Origin of the sequence: Paraburkholderia sp. J63 (genome assembly GCF_905220245.1) — a bacterium.
In the GTDB taxonomy this organism is placed as follows: domain Bacteria; phylum Pseudomonadota; class Gammaproteobacteria; order Burkholderiales; family Burkholderiaceae; genus Paraburkholderia.
The window spans coordinates 1-17,978 of record NZ_CAJMZF010000035.1 but is presented as its reverse complement, the minus strand read 5'-3'; the positions used below and the strand labels follow the sequence as shown (position 1 = coordinate 17,978).

Annotated in this window: 19 protein-coding genes and 1 pseudogene; 10 read left to right on the top strand and 10 right to left on the bottom strand. The window is 63.5% G+C overall.

Annotated features, from left to right (window positions below; genetic code table 11):
• Positions 1-29 precede the first annotated feature (29 nt).
• Positions 30-1,031, top strand: a complete 1,002-nt coding sequence (locus tag U5775_RS28660) for a sulfatase-like hydrolase/transferase (protein WP_322061485.1) — start codon at positions 30-32, stop codon at positions 1,029-1,031.
• Entirely contained in the window at positions 998-1,900 is a 903-nt protein-coding gene (locus U5775_RS28655) for an alpha/beta hydrolase (RefSeq protein ID WP_322061484.1), read from the top strand. Before U5775_RS28660 ends, U5775_RS28655 begins: the two co-directional genes overlap by 34 nt.
• A gap of 218 nt (positions 1,901-2,118) precedes the next feature.
• Here the strand turns inward: U5775_RS28655 and U5775_RS28650 are convergent, their stop codons facing one another.
• Both U5775_RS28650 and U5775_RS28645 read right to left on the bottom strand, forming a co-directional pair.
• The gene (locus U5775_RS28650; RefSeq protein WP_322061483.1) at positions 2,119-2,820 is read right to left on the bottom strand and encodes a hypothetical protein; all 702 of its coding nucleotides are present in this window, start codon (positions 2,818-2,820) and stop codon (positions 2,119-2,121) included.
• Entirely contained in the window at positions 2,820-3,143 is a 324-nt protein-coding gene (locus tag U5775_RS28645; RefSeq protein WP_322061482.1) for an MmgE/PrpD family protein, read from the bottom strand. The genes U5775_RS28650 and U5775_RS28645 overlap by 1 nt, the downstream gene beginning before the upstream one ends.
• A 208-nt stretch (positions 3,144-3,351) precedes the next feature.
• On the opposite strand from U5775_RS28645, the gene U5775_RS28640 reads away from it, so the two are divergent.
• Both U5775_RS28640 and U5775_RS28635 read left to right on the top strand, forming a co-directional pair.
• On the top strand, positions 3,352-4,368 hold the full coding sequence (locus U5775_RS28640; protein WP_322061481.1) for a helix-turn-helix transcriptional regulator: 1,017 nt from the start codon (positions 3,352-3,354) through the stop codon (positions 4,366-4,368).
• 167 nt (positions 4,369-4,535) lie between these two features.
• On the top strand, positions 4,536-5,966 hold the full coding sequence (locus U5775_RS28635; protein ID WP_322061480.1) for an amidase: 1,431 nt from the start codon (positions 4,536-4,538) through the stop codon (positions 5,964-5,966).
• Between the two features lie 24 nt (positions 5,967-5,990).
• Here the strand turns inward: U5775_RS28635 and U5775_RS28630 are convergent, their stop codons facing one another.
• Complete coding sequence (locus tag U5775_RS28630; protein WP_322061542.1) at positions 5,991-7,073, bottom strand: helix-turn-helix transcriptional regulator; 1,083 nt, start codon at positions 7,071-7,073, stop codon at positions 5,991-5,993.
• 448 nt (positions 7,074-7,521) lie between these two features.
• Between U5775_RS28630 and U5775_RS28625 the strand changes: the two genes are divergently transcribed.
• The 5 genes and pseudogenes from U5775_RS28625 to U5775_RS28605 all read left to right on the top strand — a co-directional run.
• Positions 7,522-8,589: a porin gene (locus U5775_RS28625; protein WP_415913679.1), complete on the top strand. Its 1,068-nt coding sequence runs from the start codon at positions 7,522-7,524 to the stop codon at positions 8,587-8,589.
• A gap of 43 nt (positions 8,590-8,632) precedes the next feature.
• Complete coding sequence (locus tag U5775_RS28620; RefSeq protein ID WP_322061479.1) at positions 8,633-9,886, top strand: MFS transporter; 1,254 nt, start codon at positions 8,633-8,635, stop codon at positions 9,884-9,886.
• Between the two features lie 78 nt (positions 9,887-9,964).
• Positions 9,965-11,074, top strand: a complete 1,110-nt coding sequence (locus tag U5775_RS28615; RefSeq protein WP_322061478.1) for a class II histone deacetylase — start codon at positions 9,965-9,967, stop codon at positions 11,072-11,074.
• A 162-nt stretch (positions 11,075-11,236) separates the two neighbouring features.
• A complete protein-coding gene (locus U5775_RS28610; protein WP_415913681.1) occupies positions 11,237-12,124 on the top strand; it encodes a MoaF C-terminal domain-containing protein in 888 nt (295 codons plus the stop codon).
• A pseudogene (locus U5775_RS28605) lies at positions 12,121-12,642 on the top strand (SDR family NAD(P)-dependent oxidoreductase); the annotation flags it as partial. The gene U5775_RS28610 and the pseudogene U5775_RS28605, both read left to right, overlap by 4 nt.
• 198 nt (positions 12,643-12,840) lie before the next feature.
• Here U5775_RS28605 and U5775_RS28600 read toward each other — a convergent pair.
• From U5775_RS28600 to U5775_RS28570, 7 genes are all read right to left on the bottom strand, one after another.
• Positions 12,841-13,314, bottom strand: a complete 474-nt coding sequence (locus U5775_RS28600; protein ID WP_322061476.1) for a lysozyme inhibitor LprI family protein — start codon at positions 13,312-13,314, stop codon at positions 12,841-12,843.
• 16 nt (positions 13,315-13,330) lie between these two features.
• On the bottom strand, positions 13,331-13,834 hold the full coding sequence (locus U5775_RS28595; RefSeq protein ID WP_322061475.1) for a lysozyme: 504 nt from the start codon (positions 13,832-13,834) through the stop codon (positions 13,331-13,333).
• 113 nt (positions 13,835-13,947) lie between these two features.
• Positions 13,948-14,463, bottom strand: coding sequence for a PAAR domain-containing protein (locus U5775_RS28590; RefSeq protein ID WP_322061474.1), 516 nt, complete (start codon positions 14,461-14,463; stop codon positions 13,948-13,950).
• A gap of 563 nt (positions 14,464-15,026) precedes the next feature.
• Positions 15,027-15,569 carry a PAAR domain-containing protein gene (locus tag U5775_RS28585; protein ID WP_322061473.1) on the bottom strand — a complete coding sequence of 181 codons (543 nt, stop codon included), beginning with the start codon at positions 15,567-15,569 and terminating at the stop codon, positions 15,027-15,029.
• Between the two features lies 1 nt (position 15,570).
• Positions 15,571-15,819 carry a hypothetical protein gene (locus tag U5775_RS28580; protein ID WP_322061472.1) on the bottom strand — a complete coding sequence of 83 codons (249 nt, stop codon included), beginning with the start codon at positions 15,817-15,819 and terminating at the stop codon, positions 15,571-15,573.
• A 320-nt stretch (positions 15,820-16,139) separates the two neighbouring features.
• Entirely contained in the window at positions 16,140-16,664 is a 525-nt protein-coding gene (locus U5775_RS28575; protein WP_322061471.1) for a PAAR domain-containing protein, read from the bottom strand.
• Between the two features lie 232 nt (positions 16,665-16,896).
• On the bottom strand, positions 16,897-17,433 hold the full coding sequence (locus U5775_RS28570) for a PAAR domain-containing protein (protein ID WP_322061470.1): 537 nt from the start codon (positions 17,431-17,433) through the stop codon (positions 16,897-16,899).
• A 309-nt stretch (positions 17,434-17,742) separates the two neighbouring features.
• Here U5775_RS28570 and U5775_RS28565 point away from each other — a divergent pair.
• Positions 17,743-17,978, top strand: a 236-nt coding sequence (locus U5775_RS28565) for a hypothetical protein (RefSeq protein ID WP_322061469.1), incomplete at its 3' end; no start/stop codon positions are given.

Here is a 17,978-nt window from a genome sequence, read left to right as displayed (position 1 = left end):
GACGTCCGTGCGGTAGTGTCCGAGCTGGAGTGATCCACGCAGGAGCGTGGGGTACAACATCGCCCATTCGTCGATCCCAGCAGGTCATCCGCCTGCTCGACGCGCTCGATGCACTCGGGATGGCCGACAACACGATTATGGTGATGACGGCCGACCACGGCGAGCTCAACGGCGCGCATCAGATGTGGGGCAAGGGCACGTGTACCTACCGCGAGCAGAATTACGTTCCGTTCATTATTAGTCATCCTGCCTATATGGGCGGCAATACCTGCGAGGCCGTCACGTCGCACGTCGATGTCGTGCCCACGCTGCTGCAACTGACGGGCATGCCGGACAGTCAGTTGTCCGATCTGACGCGCGGGCTTCCGGGGCGAAGCGCGGCACCCTTGCTCGCGAATCCGCAGCAGGCGCCAGCGCATGCGTTGCGCGCGGCCTCGCTGTTCAACTACCACATGCTGCTGTTTGTGGATGCGCAGTGGTGCGCGGAAGAGCTTCGGTCGCTGATCGAAATAGGCAAGCCGCTGTCCGAGCGATTGCAGCAGGCGGGGGCGTTCCAGCCGAATCTGGCGCTGCGTGGCGCCATCCGCAGCGTGTTCGACGGCCGCTACCGGTTCAGCCGCTATTTCTCGCTGCTCGACTACAACACCCCGCGCAATCTCGACGAGCTGTACGCGCACAACGACGTCGAGCTTTACGATCTGAAAGCGGACCCCGACGAAGTCGACAATCTCGCGATCGACAAGTCGAAGCATCGCGACCTGCTGGAAGCGATGAACACGCTGCTCAATACGACGCTCGCGAAAGAAGTGAGCCACGACGATGGTCGCGAACTGCCGATGCGGGGCGGGAAGGTGACCTTCGTGAACAGAGGACACGAAACTGACGGAGGCAAGCGATGCAATACTCTGATGAAAAGCAGCCGACATGTGGCGCGGCCGAAGGGGCTGCGCAGGAATTCGCTGTCGCCGATGTTCAGACGATTGCGGCGTGACGCGCCATGCCTCTCGATCCTGAAATCGCTGCGCTCCTGAAGGGACTGGAATCCGCGCCGCCGATGGAGAGCCTGAGCGTCGATGCGCTGCGCGCGAGCCTCGCTTACCCGCCGCTCGAACGGCGCACGGCGGTGGGCGAGTGCGTCGATATCGCCATGCCGCTGACCGACCGCGTGCTGCCCGCGCGCCTGTACCGGCCGATCGACGCGCAAAGCCAGGGCGTTACCGTGTTCTTTCACGGCGGCGGCTTCGTCATCGGCAATCTCGACACGCACGATCACGTCTGCCGCGATCTGTGCGCGGGCAGCAGCAATGCCGTGATCGCGATCGACTACCGGCTCGCGCCCGAGCATCGGTTCCCGGCAGCGGTCGACGACTGCCTCGCGGCGGTGCGCTGGGTCGAGCAGCATTCGGACGCATTGGCGGTCGATCCGGCGCGCATCGTCGTGGCCGGTGACAGCGCGGGCGGCAATCTCGCGGCAGTGACGGCCTTGCGGATTCGCGACGAGGGCGGCCCCGCGTTGCGGGCGCAGGTGCTCGTCTATCCGGTGACCGACTACCACACGCCGCCGACGCGCTCCTATATCGAGAACCAGTCCGGCTACTCGTTGACGCGCGCGGCGATGATCCGCTTTTGGAACGACTACCTCGCGAACGAGCGCGACATCGTCAATCCCCATTGCTGTCCGTTACGCGTGCCGTCGCTCACAGACCTGCCACGCGCGCTGGTGGTCACTGCGGAGTTCGACCCGCTGCGGGCGCCAACGAACCCTCGCGCCACGGCGTGGAAGAAAACGCGGTATAGCCCTCGAAGCCGTGACGCAACCCGCCCTGATGTGCAGTGCAACGGCTTCCGAATTCAGATGGGTCACGCTCGAGTTCGCGGCAATCATGACGAAATCGCATAGCTTGCGCTCGAGATGGCCCGCGTCCAGCGCGGTGCGCGCCATCGTGAGGTAGTCGTTGAAGAAAATGGGCTCTTCTTCGAGCGCCTGCTCGTGCGCGTCGCTCCCGTAGCCGTGCAGCCGTTCGAATTCGATCTTGATCGCGGATTGTTCTGTCACAACCGTCTCCTCGGGAATACGTGCCGGCATTCAATCCCCGGACCGACCAGGACAGTCAAGGCTCATGCGCCGCCAGTGAGCGCTTGAGCGAGCGCGCGGCTTCCTCGACCGTCCCAGAGGACTTCGGCAAGGAACTCGCCGGACGGGAACTCGCCCTGGGATGCAAGGCCCGCGCCCTTCGCGATGATCTGCTCGCGCGACATCGGCCTGCGAGGCGTGCCCACGCTGTCGACCACGACGGACGAGCGCGTGCTGCCGTCGGCAAAGCGGATCGTCGCGCCCGTCGCGAACTGCTTCGGGTAGTAGGTCCTTTCGATCTCTTCGCTGATCTCGAAGCGCACCTTGCGCGCGAACGCCGTTATTTTGGGGTCCTGCAGAAAGGCTTCGCCATAGACGTCGTAGCGGGTCGCCCCATAGGCCAGCGTCGCGCCGACGATATACGGGCAACTGTACTGCGCGGTCATGGTGGATTCGGCGGGCGTTATGTGCTGCTCCGCAATGAGCCGCGGCCCGGTGATCAGGATCTCGTCGATCTTCTCCGCGGGCACACTGAAGCCGTCCGTGATCTCGGAGAGCGCGTCGATCGTCGAGTGGAACAGCCGGCAGCACGAATAGGGCTTCATGCTGATTTTGTGGATCTGCAGCGGCTCGTCGAGCGACACGCTGCGCAGCGGGCCGCCGAAGATCGCCGCGGCGCCGTACTTGCCTTCGACCACGAGGCGCGGCGCCGTCACGGCCGGCAGCAGCGCGAAGTCGGCCGCCATCACGCCATTGCGCGCGCCAATGCCGCATGCACGCGCTTCACTTCGCCGCCCGTTGGTTCGACGGAAAACTGCATCGACGCACACGCCTGAGACAACGCATGGCCCCAGGCGGCGACGATGGCGTCGCGTTCGACCGGCTTGCCGCTGCTGTACGCATGGAGTGCAATGCATGCGGTCGCGGCGCCGAACGCGCCATACACCGACGTCGGGTGAAAGCCGCGGTGAACCGTATCCATGCCGCCGGCGGTGCACCCGATCAAAGCCATCGCTTCGTATCCGGCCGTGACCGCCCTGAAAAGATCGGCCTGAGAGGCGTCGGTCACGCAGGCGACCGCAAGCGCGGCCGAGATGACGACACAGGCGGGATACGCGGCATGCCGACCAAGTCGAAAATCTCGAAGCGTCTATTCGAGGGTGCCGAATCGGCGTCCAGGGCCATCGCGCGGGCGGAACTTCAGCGAACCGGTGTTCCGTCCATTCCAGTCATGCCATGATGGAGCCCAATTGGAGCGACGACATCGGGAGACGGGCATGAATCGCAGTTCCTCAAACATCGGTTTGATGGCGAGTAGCGACTACCGGCTGGCGCAGGGCGTCAGCCGGCTGCTGCTGTCGCTTTACGCGCTTGCGTCCGCTGCGCGGCTCGACGAATTCGACGCCCAGGTGCTTGAGCTGCTGCGCGAGCATATCGATTTCGACAGCGGCTGGCTCGGACATTCGACGCTGACGCCGGCCGGCCCGCGCTTGCATAGCAGCCGCCTCTACAACGTCCGTCCGGACTTCCTGGACGACTGGATGGAGGTGAAACGCAACGACCCGATGGCCGGTATCGCCAGCGAGTCGCCGGGCACGGCGGTGGCCATCGAGGCGCGCGTCGATCCGCGGGTCGCGCCGCTGCGGTCGTTCTGCCGCCGGCAGAACATCTCGCAGGTGCTGTTTTCCGCGGGCGCGGGATCGGCTCCGAATCGCGTGACCCACGTGTCGCTCTATCGCGGCGCCCGGCGCAGCGAGTACAGCGGGCACGACGCCCACACGCTCGAACTCGTCATCCAGCATATCGCGAGCGCGCTGGAGCAAAACCGTCTCCACTGGATGCGCGCGACGTCCCGCGCGCCGGACAGCCATTCGGTCGCGATGTTCGATTCCGCCCGCGCCTTGCAATATGCCGACGCGCCGTTCCACGCCCTGATGTTGCGCGAATGGCCGGACTGGGACGGTGTTACGTTGCCCGACGCGGTGTGCCGCGCATTCGCGGGGCCAGCGGCATCGACCTTCGCCGGCCGTCACGTGAAGCTCACGGGCGAGGCGGTGAGCGGCTTCATGATCCTCTCCGCGCGGCCGGTGGGTTTGTCGTACCTGCTCAGTCCGCGCGAGCTGTCCGTGGCGCAGATGTTCTGCGAGGGCCAGAACTACAAGTCGGTCGCGAGGCAGCTTGGCATTGCGCCGGCCACGGTCAGACATCATTTGCGTCAGGCCTATACGAAGCTGAGCGTTCACAACAAGGGCGAGCTTTCGCGGCGGCTCTGGGACGAGAACCGGCACGCGTGAGCGGGGGACGGCCGCGCGGCGCTTCGCGGGGCGAGGGCGCGGGGGTCGTGCATCTGAACGATGGCGATCTCGCCCGGGGTTTGCTGAAATGCCGGTTGAACGCATTGTCAACCTGTCGTGCGGCCGTCTGTTCCAATGGGTCACATGACGTTTTCAGAGGATTCCTTATGAATGTCGCCGAATACACCCGCTACGACGCAACCGGACTTGCCGAAGAAATCCTCGCCCGCCGCGTTTCGCCCGCGGAGGTGCTGGCCGCCGCGCGCGCGGCAGCCGATCGGGTCGATCCGCACCTGAACGCACTGATCGAAACGTTTCCCCGCCCGCTCGAGTATTCGGCGGATGGCGCGTTTGCGGGCGTTCCTTTCCTGATCAAGGATCTGATCCTGCACGCGGCCGGCGTGCGTAACGAGAGCGGCTCGCGGCTGCTGGCCGGCCGCTACGTCGCCCAAGCCGACAGCGAATTGATGACGCGTTTTCGCCGCGCCGGATTCGCCACGTTCGGGCGTACCGCCACGCCCGAATTCGGCTTCAACGCCACCACGGAGGCCGTGCTCAAGGGGCCGACCCGCAATCCCTGGAACCCTGGATTCAGCGCGGGCGGATCGAGCGGTGGTGCGGCGGCGGCCGTTGCGGCGGGCATCGTTCCGGTCGCCCATGCGAATGACGGCGGCGGGTCCATCCGCATTCCGGCGTCGGCATGCGGACTGGTCGGGCTCAAGCCTTCGCGCGGACGCACGCCGGCCGGCCCCGACTTCGGCATGCCGCTGCACGGGCTCGGCATCGAGTTCGTTGTCGCGCGCACCGTGCGCGACTGTGCCGGCGTTCTGGATGCGGTCGAAGGACCGGATTGCGGCGCACCGTTCAACATCGAAAGACCTGGATTGCGTTATTCGAACTTGATCGGGACGCCGCCGCGCCGCCTGCGCATCGCGCTGTCGACACGCTTTCCCGGCAGCGCCCCAACGGACCCGGACTGCGTAGCCGCCGTGCAGAAAGTGGGGCGAACGCTGGAGCAACTGGGGCACATCGTCGAGCTTGCAACGCCCGACTACCATGCTGATTCGCTATCCGAATCAAATCTGACGTTGTGGACATCATTTCTCGCGGCGTCGGCGATGGGGATTGCCGGCGCGCTGGGGCGGCCGTTCGATCCGGACGAGGTCGAAGCCTGCACGCGGGCCTGCATCGCGCACGGCATGGCGCTCAAGGCGCTGGATCTCGAGCGCGCGCTCGCGCAGATGAACGACGTGTCTCGCGCGATCGGCCGTTTCTTCGGCGCCTGTGATCTGCTCGTGACGCCCGTCACCCGCATGCCGACGGTTCCGCTCGGCTATCTCGACCAGAACGACGATACGCTCGACGCCCGTGGCTGGTGCAACAAGGTATTCGATTACTGTGCGTTTACCTCGCTGTTCAACCTGACGGGGACGCCTGCGCTCGTGTTGCCGGCAGGCAAATCGGGTGATCTGCCGGTTGGCGTGCAACTGGCCGCGCCGATGGGCGCCGAGGCCACGCTGCTTCAGGTGGCCGCGCTGCTCGAGCAGGCGCTGCCCTGGGGCCAGACGTTGCCGCTCATTCATGCGTCGAGGGGATGAGCGAGAGACGCCATCGCGCGCGGCTCAGCCACCCCCCGCCCCATCATCGCCCCGCTTGAGCGCCGCGAGCAACCGCGGTATCTCCGTCTTCTCGTGCATGCCGAGCTTGCGATAAGCGCAGCGCAAATAATGGCGCACGGTCGTCGGCGAAATGCCCATGCGTTGCGCGACTTCCTTGTGCGAGAGGCCCTCGCCGTAATGCTCGATCGCGACCCGTTCGCGCGGGCTCAGACGATCGAGCGCCGAGCGCTCGCGCGCTTCGAGCTGATAGAGGCCCGCCGTCGGCACGCATTGCACCGTGAGATGCTCGCCCGCGAACGGACGGGTCGCGTCGCCGTGCAGCCAGTCGATCAGCGGCTGCGGCAGCGTCTGGTTCGCATAGAGCGGCCAGTCGAGGCGCAGCATCGTTTCGAAAGCCTTGTCGGCTTGATGCACGGCGCCGAAAGAATCGCAGATCGCGCGCGCCGGCGAGGCGCTCGGCGTGGTGTCGCGTTCGCGCGTGAGCTGGAACGAGCGGTTGATCGTCAACGCCGCCGCGAGATGCACGATGACGTCTTCGAGCTTGTGCGCGTCGTCGCTCGTGAACGGCTTGTCGAGCGCGCGACGATACACCGATAGAAAGGTCGTCAGACCGAAACGGTGATCGAGCGCGGTCACCACCATCAATTGCGCGAGCCCGTATTTGACCGACCAGTTGACGAAGCGTGGCGCTACGCCGGGGTCGACGATCGAGATCGGCATCGCGCGCCCGTGCACGCCGCGCGTGCCGGCCGCGAGCGGATCGCAGTCGCGCACCTTGACCCAGTCGCCGAAGAACGTATCGGGCAGGCCCCACGTGAAGCTGTTGTGCATCACGGGGCCGGCGGCCGTGTGCGTCGTCACGCCGGTCCAGCCCGCATCGAACGCGAGCAGCGAAGACAGCAGCCGGAAAAAGCCGTTTTCGAATTCGCCGATGCCGGTCTGATTCGCGAGCGCGTAGAGGTCGAGCACGAGCATGCTCAGATCGCGCGTGGCCGTGCCGTTGCGCGCGAACGGTCCTGCGAAGTCGTCGCTGCGCCACGGCGGCGCGGTTTGCGCGTAGCCGTCGACGGCGATGGCCGCGGGCATGTCCGGAGCGGGGGCGGATGCGATCGGCTGGTCTGCGATGCGTTTCAATCGGTACTCCTCCGCTTGTCGGTCATGCCGGGTCCGGTCATGGGCCGGATTCGAACCGATTATACGTGCCGCGAATTTTGCACCGCCCCTGCCTCCAGCGCCCCGCAAATACCCTCCATTTGAACGGGGAAGGCGCCCGGATCAGCGGCCAAGCGCGTTCCGCCGGCGGGCCGCGCGTCGCGCCACACGGCCCTGGGGCGCGCCCGGCACGCGCCGCGCGAGGCAGGTTCGGGTTTTCCGCATCGTTCACCTGAACGTCTGTTCAGGTCTTTTCTCTCTACCGACACTGCCGCCAGATCGAGGGCCTGCGTATCGACGGATTGCCTCTCTCGCCGGCCGTCGGACGAGCAAGGCCCATCGACAACCACCACAACGATATTGAACGGTCTGGAGTCTATCAATGCAACGATCTGATTCACCGCGGCGCTCTGGCTTGCCCCGGCTCGCGCGCATGGCGGCGGCCTGCGCGCTCACGCTCGGCGTTTTCGGCAACGCGCACGCGCAATCGAGCGTGACGCTGTACGGCATTCTCGATGCGGGCATTCAGTACCTGTCCCACGCGGACGGTCAGCACGGCGCCGTGAATCTGCAGAACTATGGCGTGCTGCCTTCGCAGATCGGCATCACGGGCCGCGAGGATCTGGGTGGCGGCGTGCAGGTGATCTTCCGCCTCGAACAGGGGCTGAACGTGAACGACGGCACCGCGACCGTACCCGGTCTCGCGTTCTTTCGCGGCGCGTGGGTGGGGCTCACGGGCCGCTTCGGCACGGTCACGTTCGGGCGGCAGTTCAGCGTGCTGTTCGATCGCACGCTGTTCTACGATCCGCTCTACTACGCGGCGTATAGCGGGCAGGGCGAGCTCGTGCCACTCGATTCCATTTTCGTCGACAACGCCGTGAAGTATCAGACCGCCGACCTCGCGGGCTTCAGCGGCGAAGCGCTCGCCGCGACGGGCGGCGTGCCCGGCAACTCGCGCTCGGGGCGCGTGCTCGAAGCGGGCGCGCAATACGCGGGCAACGGCTTCGGCGTGAGTGCCGTGATCCATCAATCGTACGGCACGGTCTCCGCTACCGAAGACACCTCGGCGCAGCAAAGCACGATCGGCGCGCTGGCCGCGCACTGGGACCTCAGCAAGCTCTCGCTCTACGGCGGCGTGGAGCGTCAGACGGGCTCGCTCGCCCCCGCGAAGACCGTCGCATGGGGCGGCGCGCGTTACCGGCCCGATACGGTGCTCAGCTTCGCGGCCGGCATCTATCACACGTTCTCGAATACGCCGAGCGTCGGCCATCCCACGCTCTACGTCGCGAGCGCCACCTACGCACTCTCCAAACGCACCTTCGCCTATCTGAATCTCGGCTATTCGCACAACACGAGCGGGAGTTCGCAGCCCGTCTACGAGTATGACTCGCTGCCCATCGCCGGCGTCTCGCAGTTCGGCGCGATGACCGGGCTGTCCCATACGTTCTGATCGTTCTGATGCATCGCGGCACTCAACCCGGAAATTCATCGTCATGAAAAATCCCGCTTCGTCATCTTCGTCCGCTTCTTCCTTTGGTTCGGCCAATGCCGCGCCGCGCGACTTCGCGGCGTCGACGCTGCTCTCGCTCGTCGTGTTCGCGGCCATCACGCCGCTCTTGCTGCTGGTCGCGCCCGCCGTGGCGGCGCAGCTCGGCGTGCAGGCGGGCCTCTCCGCTTCGCAGATCGGCACGTACTTCTTCGTCGAGCTGGGCGCCTTCAGTTGCGCGACGCTGCCGTCGCTGCTCTGGCTCGGGCGCGTGGATGCGCGCCGCGTGGCGGTCGTCGCCACGGCCGTGTTCTGCGCCGGCAACTTCGCGACCGCGTTGCTGATGCCGGGCTTCGCGGGCCTCCTGGCGCTGCGCGCGATCACGGCGCTCGGCGGCGGCACGCTCATGGTGCTGTGCATGACGAGCGCGGCGACGAGTGCGAACCGCGACCGCGTCTACGGCCTCTGGGTGGTGGGCCAGCTCGTGGCGGGCGCGGTGGGGCTGTTCCTGCTGCCGATGCTGTTCGCGGACTTCGGCCTGCGCGCGCTCTATGTCGTGCTGGGCGTGCTCGGGCTGTGCGCGGCACCGCTCACGCGCGGCTTCGATCCGGCGCTTGGGCGCGTGGCCAGGTCGTCTTCGGGCCAGGCCGGCGGGCAACGCGCGAACACCACGGGCGTGGCGGCAAATATGGCAACGGATGTGGCAGCAAACGCGGCAATAAACGCGGCAATAAACGCGGCATGGGTGATCGCCGGCGTGTTCGTGTTCTACGTGGCGATCGGCGGCGTCTGGACCTTCGCGAGCAAGGCCGCCGCGCTCGCGGGCTTCGACGCGGCGCGCACCGGTGAAGTGCTCGCGATCGCGAGCGTGATGGGCATCGTGGGCGCGGCCTGCGCATCGACGATAGGCGGACGCGTGCCGCGGCTCGCGATGCTGGTCTGCGGCTACGCCATTCTCGCGTTCGCGCTGGCGGGCCTCGCATCGCGGCCGGGCACGGCCGGCTATTGCGCGGCCGTCTTCGCGTTCAAGTTCGCGTGGACGTTCGTACTGCCATTCATTCTCGCCGCGGCCGCGAAGCACGACCGGGGCGGACGGCTGATCGCCTCGCTGAACTTCGTGATCGGCGCAGGGCTCGCGGCGGGTCCGCTGATCGCGGGCGTGCTGCTCGATGCGGGCGCATCGATCGCGGCGCTCTTTGCGGGCGCGGCGGCGATCAGCGTGCTTTCCGGCCTGTGCCTGCTGCGCGTGGAGCGCCGCTGATTCGTGCCCCGGGCGCAGACCGCCCTGCGAGCGGCTGCAACCCCTAATTCACCATGAACCAACCAGCAAGAGAACTCTATGAGCAAGACAGCATTCCTGACCGACGAACGGACTTTCTGGCACACGGGCGGCACGCATGCGCTGTTTTTCCCGGTGGGCGGCTGGGTCCAGCCGCCTTCGGCGAGCGGCTATGCGGAGTCGCCGGAATCGAAGCGGCGTCTGCTGGCGCTGATCCAGGCATCGGGGCTGGCGGCATCGCTCGATCTGCGCGGCGCGCCCGCGGCGACCGAAGACGACCTGCTGCGCATCCATCCGCGTGATTATCTCGCGCGCTTCAAGGCGCTCAGCGACGCGAACGGCGGCGATCTCGGCGAGCTCGCGCCGTTCGGCAAGGGCAGCTACGAGATCGCGGCGCTTTCGGCGGGCCTCGCGATCGCCGGCGTCGATGCGGTGCTCAGCGGCGCGGCCACCAACGCGTTTTCGCTGTCGCGGCCGCCGGGCCATCACTGCCTGCGCGACAAGCCGATGGGTTTTTGCCTGCTCGCCAACATTCCCATTGCGATCGAGGCGGCGCGCGCGAAGCACGGTATCGGGCGCGTCGCCGTGATCGACTGGGACGTGCACCACGGCAACGGCACGCAGTCGATCTATTACGACGACCCCAATACGCTGACGATTTCGCTGCATCAGGAAAACTGTTTTCCGCCCGGCTATAGCGGCGGCGACGAGCGCGGCGCCGGGCCCGGCATGGGCGCGAACGTCAATATTCCGCTGCAGCCCGGCGGCGGCCACGACGCGTATCTGTACGCGTTCGAGCGCATCGTGCTGCCTGCGCTGGCGCGCTTCAGGCCCGAGTTGATTGTCGTCGCGAGCGGGCTCGACGCGAGTGCCGTCGATCCGCTCGCGCGCATGCTGCTGCATAGCGAGAGCTACCGCGCGATGACCGAGCTCGTGCGCGACGCCGCCACGCGTCATTGCGACGGGCGTCTCGTGATCGTGCACGAGGGCGGCTATTCGGAGGCTTATGTGCCGTTCTGCGGCCACGCGATCGTCGAGACGCTCGCCGGCGTGCGCACGGAAGTCGAGGACCCGATGCTCGAACTCGCGATCGCGCAGCAGCCGGGCGCGCGTTTTCAGGCGTTCCAGCGGCAACTGATCGACGAGATGGTGCAGGCGTTCGACTACTGAGGGCAATGGCGCGCGGCACGCCTGTTGTCATCCCGCTTGTCATCCTTATGGTCGATGCCGCGCGCGAGGTCAACTTCGTAGAGTGGGGGGCACGCCACCTTCGCCACGGGCGAACCGTGCGGCGCATTTCCTCCACCCAACCATCCATCAGGAGTCCATTCCATCATGTCTGAACCGGTATTCATCCAGGTCGGCGCGCTCGCCGAAGGCTTCGCGCCGGACAGCCACATCCTTCAACCCGTGAGCGACCTCGAAGGCCGCCAGTTCGTTCTGAACTACGCGGACGGCAGCGTCGATACGCTGCATTTCGCGGGCCCGCAGAGCGTCGAAGTCGAGCGCGCGCAGGCGGGTGGCGCAAAGCCGGTTCATCCGCGCGAACGGCACACGTGCCGTGTCACGTCGGTGCGTGACGGCATCTATTTCGTCGACTACATCGGCGCCGACGAATCGTTTGTCGACGACGCAGGCCAGCCGCTCCCTTGTGCAACGAGCTACGTGCTCGATCTGCGCAGGCAATTGTGCACGGCCGTGGTCGGCGCGCTGCCGAGCGAGGCGCAAACGCATATCGATGCGTTCACGCGCGTCGAACGCGGCATGGAACTCACGGGCGTGCAGGTGCGGTTGCGCCATGGCCGCCTCGCCGCGGAGGGCGGCACGCAAGCGCCGTTGCAAGCGGCACCACAAGCCCCGCTCCATGCCCCGACCCGCGAACTGATCGGCATGCGCAACCTCTACACCTATAGCGCGACCGAGCGCTACGAGCACATCTATCTCAACGACCATTTCTACGCGTGGCAATGTCTCTCTGGCGTGGAGGCGGGACTGGCCGACGTGGACCGCTGCCACATGATCGGCATCGACGCGAACCTCTATCTGTTCGTGTGGCGCGAGAAGATCGTGCCGACGCTCGGCGTGGTGATGATCGACCTCGATCGCATGAAGACCGACGGCAAGATCTTCGGCTACCAGGGCAGCCGTTTCGATGCGTTGTCGAACTTCCCGGTCGGCGCGCACGCGCAGGTGCTCAATGTGACGCGGTATCCGTCATGAGCGCCGAGACTTTTTTCTCGCGCCATTTCGAAGGCCGGACCGTGCTCGTGACGGGCGGGGCGCAAGGCATCGGGCGCGGCATCGTCGAGGCGTTCGCGCGGCATGGTGCGAACGTGGCGCTCGCCGATCTGCATGCCGATGTCGCGCGCGACTGGCTTGCGTCATGGCCCACACAAACGGCGCAAGCCAACCAGGCGCTGCGCGCCTACGATGTCGATCTCGCCAGTCGCGCGGCCGCCGTGGACCTGGTCGAGCGCGTCGAGTCCGACTTTGGCCGGCTCGACGTGCTCGTGCACAACGCCGCGTATTTTCCGCTCATGCGGTTCGACGCCATCACGCCCGCCGTGCTGGAGCGCACGCTCGCGGTCAATTTAAGCGCGTGCTTCTGGCTCGCGCAGGCGGCCATGCCCGCGTTCGTGCGCCAGGGCGGCGGGCGCGTGCTCGTGACGTCGTCGGTCACGGGGCCGCGCGTCGCGTATCCGGGGCTCGCGCATTATGCGGCGTCGAAGGACGCTGTGCGTCTATATAATTTAGCTTTCGAAGCCACCGAAGGCAGAACACCATGCAAGCGCGCGCCAGGAAGGCAACAGCAGCCCCGTCCCGCAACGGGAATGCCTACGGGCAAGGCCTGCTGTTCGATCACGCCAGCGAAGCGCAGGAACAGGTGCGGCTGACGCTTGAATAAGAAAACCCCGCAGAAGCGGGGCTGAAAATAACTATTGAATTATGTCAGGCTTGGTTAGCTCAAGAATTCTCGCTTTCGTAATGGCTTCCATGCACGACCAGAAGTCAACAAAACGTATCGACGCTTCCCCGATTTCGTACACGTTCGCGTAACACTGGTTATCTCTGTAGCTTTGCCAGTGGACTTGCGCCTGTTTGAAGTACGGTAAAGCAATCGGGTTATGGTTCTTTCGAAGCTCGACGTCGTTTTTCGCCAGTTCGCTTTCGGTAGATTCGACGGCCCTAGCGAGCGTCGTCTTGGCTGACTCGAAATTGAACTGGGCGCATGTGGCCAGTTCCATCATTCCCAGATTCTGACTTTTACAATGCTCGGCAATTTTCTGGGGAGTCATTCCCGGGAACTGGTTGATTGCTGGTTCCGCTTTTCTGTAATCGAAGGTGGTTCCAAAGATTGACGCCGAATTTGCAATGGAAACGCCAATCACGTAGTAGGAAGCACCGAACATACATGCATGCACAAATTTAGTGAGTCGCATCATAGACCCCCGTATCGAACAGACGTGCCTCGCGCTGGCGGCGGCCTGCGACGATATTGGCAATGAATCCGCGAATCACATCATGCATTCGACCATACTCGCCATGATTCAAAAAATCGGCCAAGTATTGCGACCGGGTACTCGGCCACGGGTCACGCGGTCGGCGATTGGGGCCAGTGTTGAAAATGACGGACACAAGTGCATCATATTCGTATTGATGCAGTGGTACGTGAACGTCCCGATTGATTGCCATTTCAGCGGGTTCCCGATTGAGCCGAAAGAACTCCTTCGCGCGATCGAGCGTGATAACGTCCCCTATGTGAAGATGGTCTTGCGGGTAGACACGATGCCCCAGTCCTACTGTTGGAATGCCAGTTCCATCGTCGTACACTTGCAAGATAAAGCCGTCAACAACCGGAAGGTTGGTTATATGGTGGTGTACAACGTGACGATACGTTCCGTTTAGAATTCCACTTTCAAGGACAGCCATGAAAGTTATGCCTCGCGGTGAAAGTGTCCACGGTTTGCAAAGCCGCCCAGATTGCAGATTGACGCATGAATTCGGGTCTGTATTCGTTACTGCGCTTCCGAGTGCATCAGGCATTATGCATCCTCTCTGTGACCAAGATAAATCCGGATTGATCGAGCGCCCTCTGTTGCATATCGCTCCGCGTGCCCCTGTGAATCCGTTGCGCCATGCCGCAACTCGCCCGAAGGCATGCGGGCCGTGTAGTAGGTATCCGTGAGGGGCGTTCCCTTTGCATCAGTGAGCGTGAATTGCTCGTCGTAGGTTGCAACGCGGCGCGTTGGTGCGGGCGCTGTAGTTTGCGTTTCGCCCACGCTTTCAGTGAAAAGAGCGTTCGAGCCGCCCCAAGCGAAGACGAAATTTTCGCCACAGGGGCATAGAACGTGATCGCCGTCTTTGACCATTGGATAACCATCATCGAGCCAATCATCAGCGGTCCCGCAAATTTCCCATACACCCTTGCATTTTCCACACGTCGCCTTGTTTCCCTTTCGGGCGTACATCTTGCCGCGCTCGTCATACATGCCGCTTCGGCCGATGACTTCGCCGCCCGTTGATGTGCGGTCGCTGTCAGTTGCCAGTCGGTCAAACATGCTTACTCCCTGTGTCCAAGATAGACTGCGATTTTTTGCGCGCCGTCCGTTACGTGCCTCGCGGTGCAGCCCATGCTGTCCGTAGTGCCGTGAATGAGTCCACCATCCGGCGTGCGTACCGTGTAATACGTGTCCGCGAGCGCATTGCCTCGACAGTCCGTAAGCGTGACCTGTTCGTCGTAAATAACGTGAGCGGACGAAGACGGGGGAAGTTGTCGAGCGAACGTAGAGTGAGCGGAAGGCGCAGTGTCGTGAAACGACTCTCTCATTCCATATCGGGGAATAAGGCGCGGCATGACTGTACATTTGCACGCAACACCATCATCGCTAACGGCCTGTTTGCCGTGCAAATAATGATCTGTTCTCAAGTATCGAGGAACGCGCGAACGCTCAACGATTGTGCCCCAGGTTTTACAGGCATTGCACCAAACCTGATTGCCAATGTACGCAACACCGCGCATCTTGCCGTCCGGGCCTTCTATGGTGTCGTCTGTGCCATTGGCGACAACATAGCCGCCGCTAGAGATTGGATCACCGTCGACAATTGCGTAATAGACCGTCAATTACGCCTCCCTATGACCGAGATAGAGCATGATGCGTTGCTCTCCGTTTGTTTTGTAGCGCATCGTGCGACCCAAGGCGTCCGTCACTCCATGCGCGACTGAACCGGACGGAAAGCGGATCGTGTAATAGGTAGCGGCGAGCGAACGCCCGTTCGCATCTCGCAGAGTAAACTGTTCATCATGGCGCGACGCCTTGCTAGCATCAGCAGCGAGCAAAGCCGATGCTTGCGCGATAGCATGGTGGTGTTCGGCTTGATCGGTACACCATGATTCACCCGAAAGCTTCGCCTTAATGCGGGGTGGGTTCGCGCAGCCGCACAACACAATATCGTCGTCCATCGCGACTTCGCCCATATCGAAGGTGAGGCGGTATGGGCCGCCAGTCTTGGCAATAATGCCCGTACTCTTGCATTGTTCGCAGAACGCCGCGCCGCCGACCCGTGCGGATTGGTGGCCTTCCCAGGTAAATTCAGGTCCGTCATATGGAAGGATTTCGCCACCGTGTTCGAGCTTATCCCCTACGACAGCAATTCGACGCATCATGTCATAACTCCCTGTGTCCGAGATAGAGTGCGATGCGTTGCGCGCTGTCTGTCCTGTATCGCGCAGTCCTGCCAGCCGAATCGGTAACGCCGTGGCGCAATTGGCCGGACGGCATACGCACGGTGTACCAGGTATTCGCAAGCGATTTGCCTGTGGCATCGGCTAGCGTAAACTGTTGGTCGTAGGCGAGGTTTTGCGCGGGCGCTTTGGTAACAGATACGGCCTTTTCGTCGCCTTGATCGTGAATCATCCATTTGCGCCCGTACACCGCAATGATTCGGGGAGGGTCGGCGCATTTGCACAGGACGATTCCCCGCCTACAGCCTGAAGCCGTCCACCGTTCACCAGGTCCACCATGCGCCTCCGGCTACTCATGCCGGCGCCATAGGTAATGGTCCCCATAGTCTTGCATTTCGGGCAATATCCCTCATCCCCGATAAAAATCATGGGACGGAGGCGCCCGGATTTATCGGCAATAGTTCCTACGTGTTTCTTTGTGGAATAAACGGAGCTTCCTTCGCCGCTCGTAAGTGGATCACCCTGTACTACTGCATAGAAAATGCCAGCCATTTATGTCTCCCTGTGCCCAAGATACATCCCCACGCGCTGCGCGCCTTCGGTTGCATATCGCTCGGTGCGACTCATCTGATCGGTTACGCCGTGGACAAGTGAACCAGACCGCAAGCGAAGCGTGTAGTACGTATCTCGCAGGACACGGCCGCGTGCATCGTGAAGGGTAAATTGCTCGTCATATTGGCCCGATTCCGCGGCAACGCTCGCGGGCGAACCAGCGATAGCCACGCGTTCTTCTTCGCCGGGGAAGCGATGATAAAAGCAGCTTTTCGACAGGGAGATAACACGATTCTTGCCGCAGGGGCATAAAACCTTGTCGCCGTGAAGTACGACCCGCCGCCCGTCATTTCGCATTCTGTATGCGGTGCCGACAATGGGCCAGGTGCCTTTGCAGTTACCGCACGTTGCATGCTCTCCGTGCAGCGCAATCGCCTTTCCGTTGTCTCTCATGTTGTTGTGCGTTGCATGCACTTTCCCGCCTGTGGTGGTCGGGTCGCCGAATCTGACTACCGGAATTCGCATTCGTTTTCCCTGTGTCCGAGATAAACGGTGACGGGCTATGCGCCGCCGTCCGGTGAGGCGCGAACTACTGCGGTTCGACGCCTCACGATTACCGCGTTACTGACGCGTCAGCGCGACGCCATGCTCGTCAATGGGAACAAAGACGGTGGACGTCTGCGGCTCGCGATGCGGGCTGTCCGTAATCATGTTGCCGTTATCTAGCAGACTGCCAACGACCGCATAGCGAAGCCGTTCATTGCCCACCATGCCGATGCCCGTAATGATGCGCGCGGGTTCCGTCTGCGTATTCGACAAAATCGCCAATAGCGGCGGCCTTGCGGTGCGTTCCCTCAACTTCCCATTCGCCTGTTACCTCGCGCACCATGCCGCCGCGTGCAGTCGTTGCGCCGGAGATGGCGAAGCGCGCGAGCGGCTCGCGAGGCGGGGGCGTCCAGTTTGCGTCGAACAGGCCGGGAACGTCTGTTCCTTCTTCAATGAATAGCCCTTTCGCAAGTTTTCCCCACGGCGTTTCGATGATCCGGTCGCCGTTGCTCAGGTGCGAACCGACCAGCGCGGCGGCCCGGTTGTCGATCGTGGCGGCGTAACCCGCGCCGTCCACGATGACCGCTTCGCTTCCATCGGGGTACGTCACAACGTCACCAACGCGGGCTATACCCAGGCCGCACAATCTGAATTCCGATGCGGTGCTAACCCGGCCGCCGCGCTCCGTGAGTGCGGCAGTCGTTGCGAAGCGGTAATGCGTTCCTTTGCGTTCCTGCTGATCCGACATTCTCATTTCTCCGTGGCTGGGTGAAAATAACCGGTCCGGTATGGCGACCGGCGACAAGACGGGTGAAGTGCCACCCTGGAACCCCTCCGATCCTTCTCTGCATTCCCCGAAATAGAAATCGGACAGATCTGAAAAAAAGTCTCAGTCAATGCGCGATGAATAAGTTCTTCGCTGTTTGACATTCCGTAAAATGTGCGGAGAATCGCGAATTATTCGGACGGTCCGAAGTTGTCCCCGAATTTTCTGAAGCTCGCGCAATGCGGGTTTTTTGCATTTCTGCACTGCATCAATCTCCCGCAAAGGCTCACCATGCGCGACCTGTACACCAGTCACGCGGCAGCGCTGCGCGATGCGTTGCGCCATGCCTTCGAGCGCGGCGGACAGTCATCGCTCGCCGTGCTGCACCAGGGCGTGCCGCCCGAATCCACCCTGACGGGCGACGACGCCACCGCGCAGGCCGCGCGCATCCGCCGCCAGCTTGACCGCCTCGCTGCGTTACCGCGCGCGCTGCTCGTGCTGGCTTATGCGCCGCACACGATCAAGTG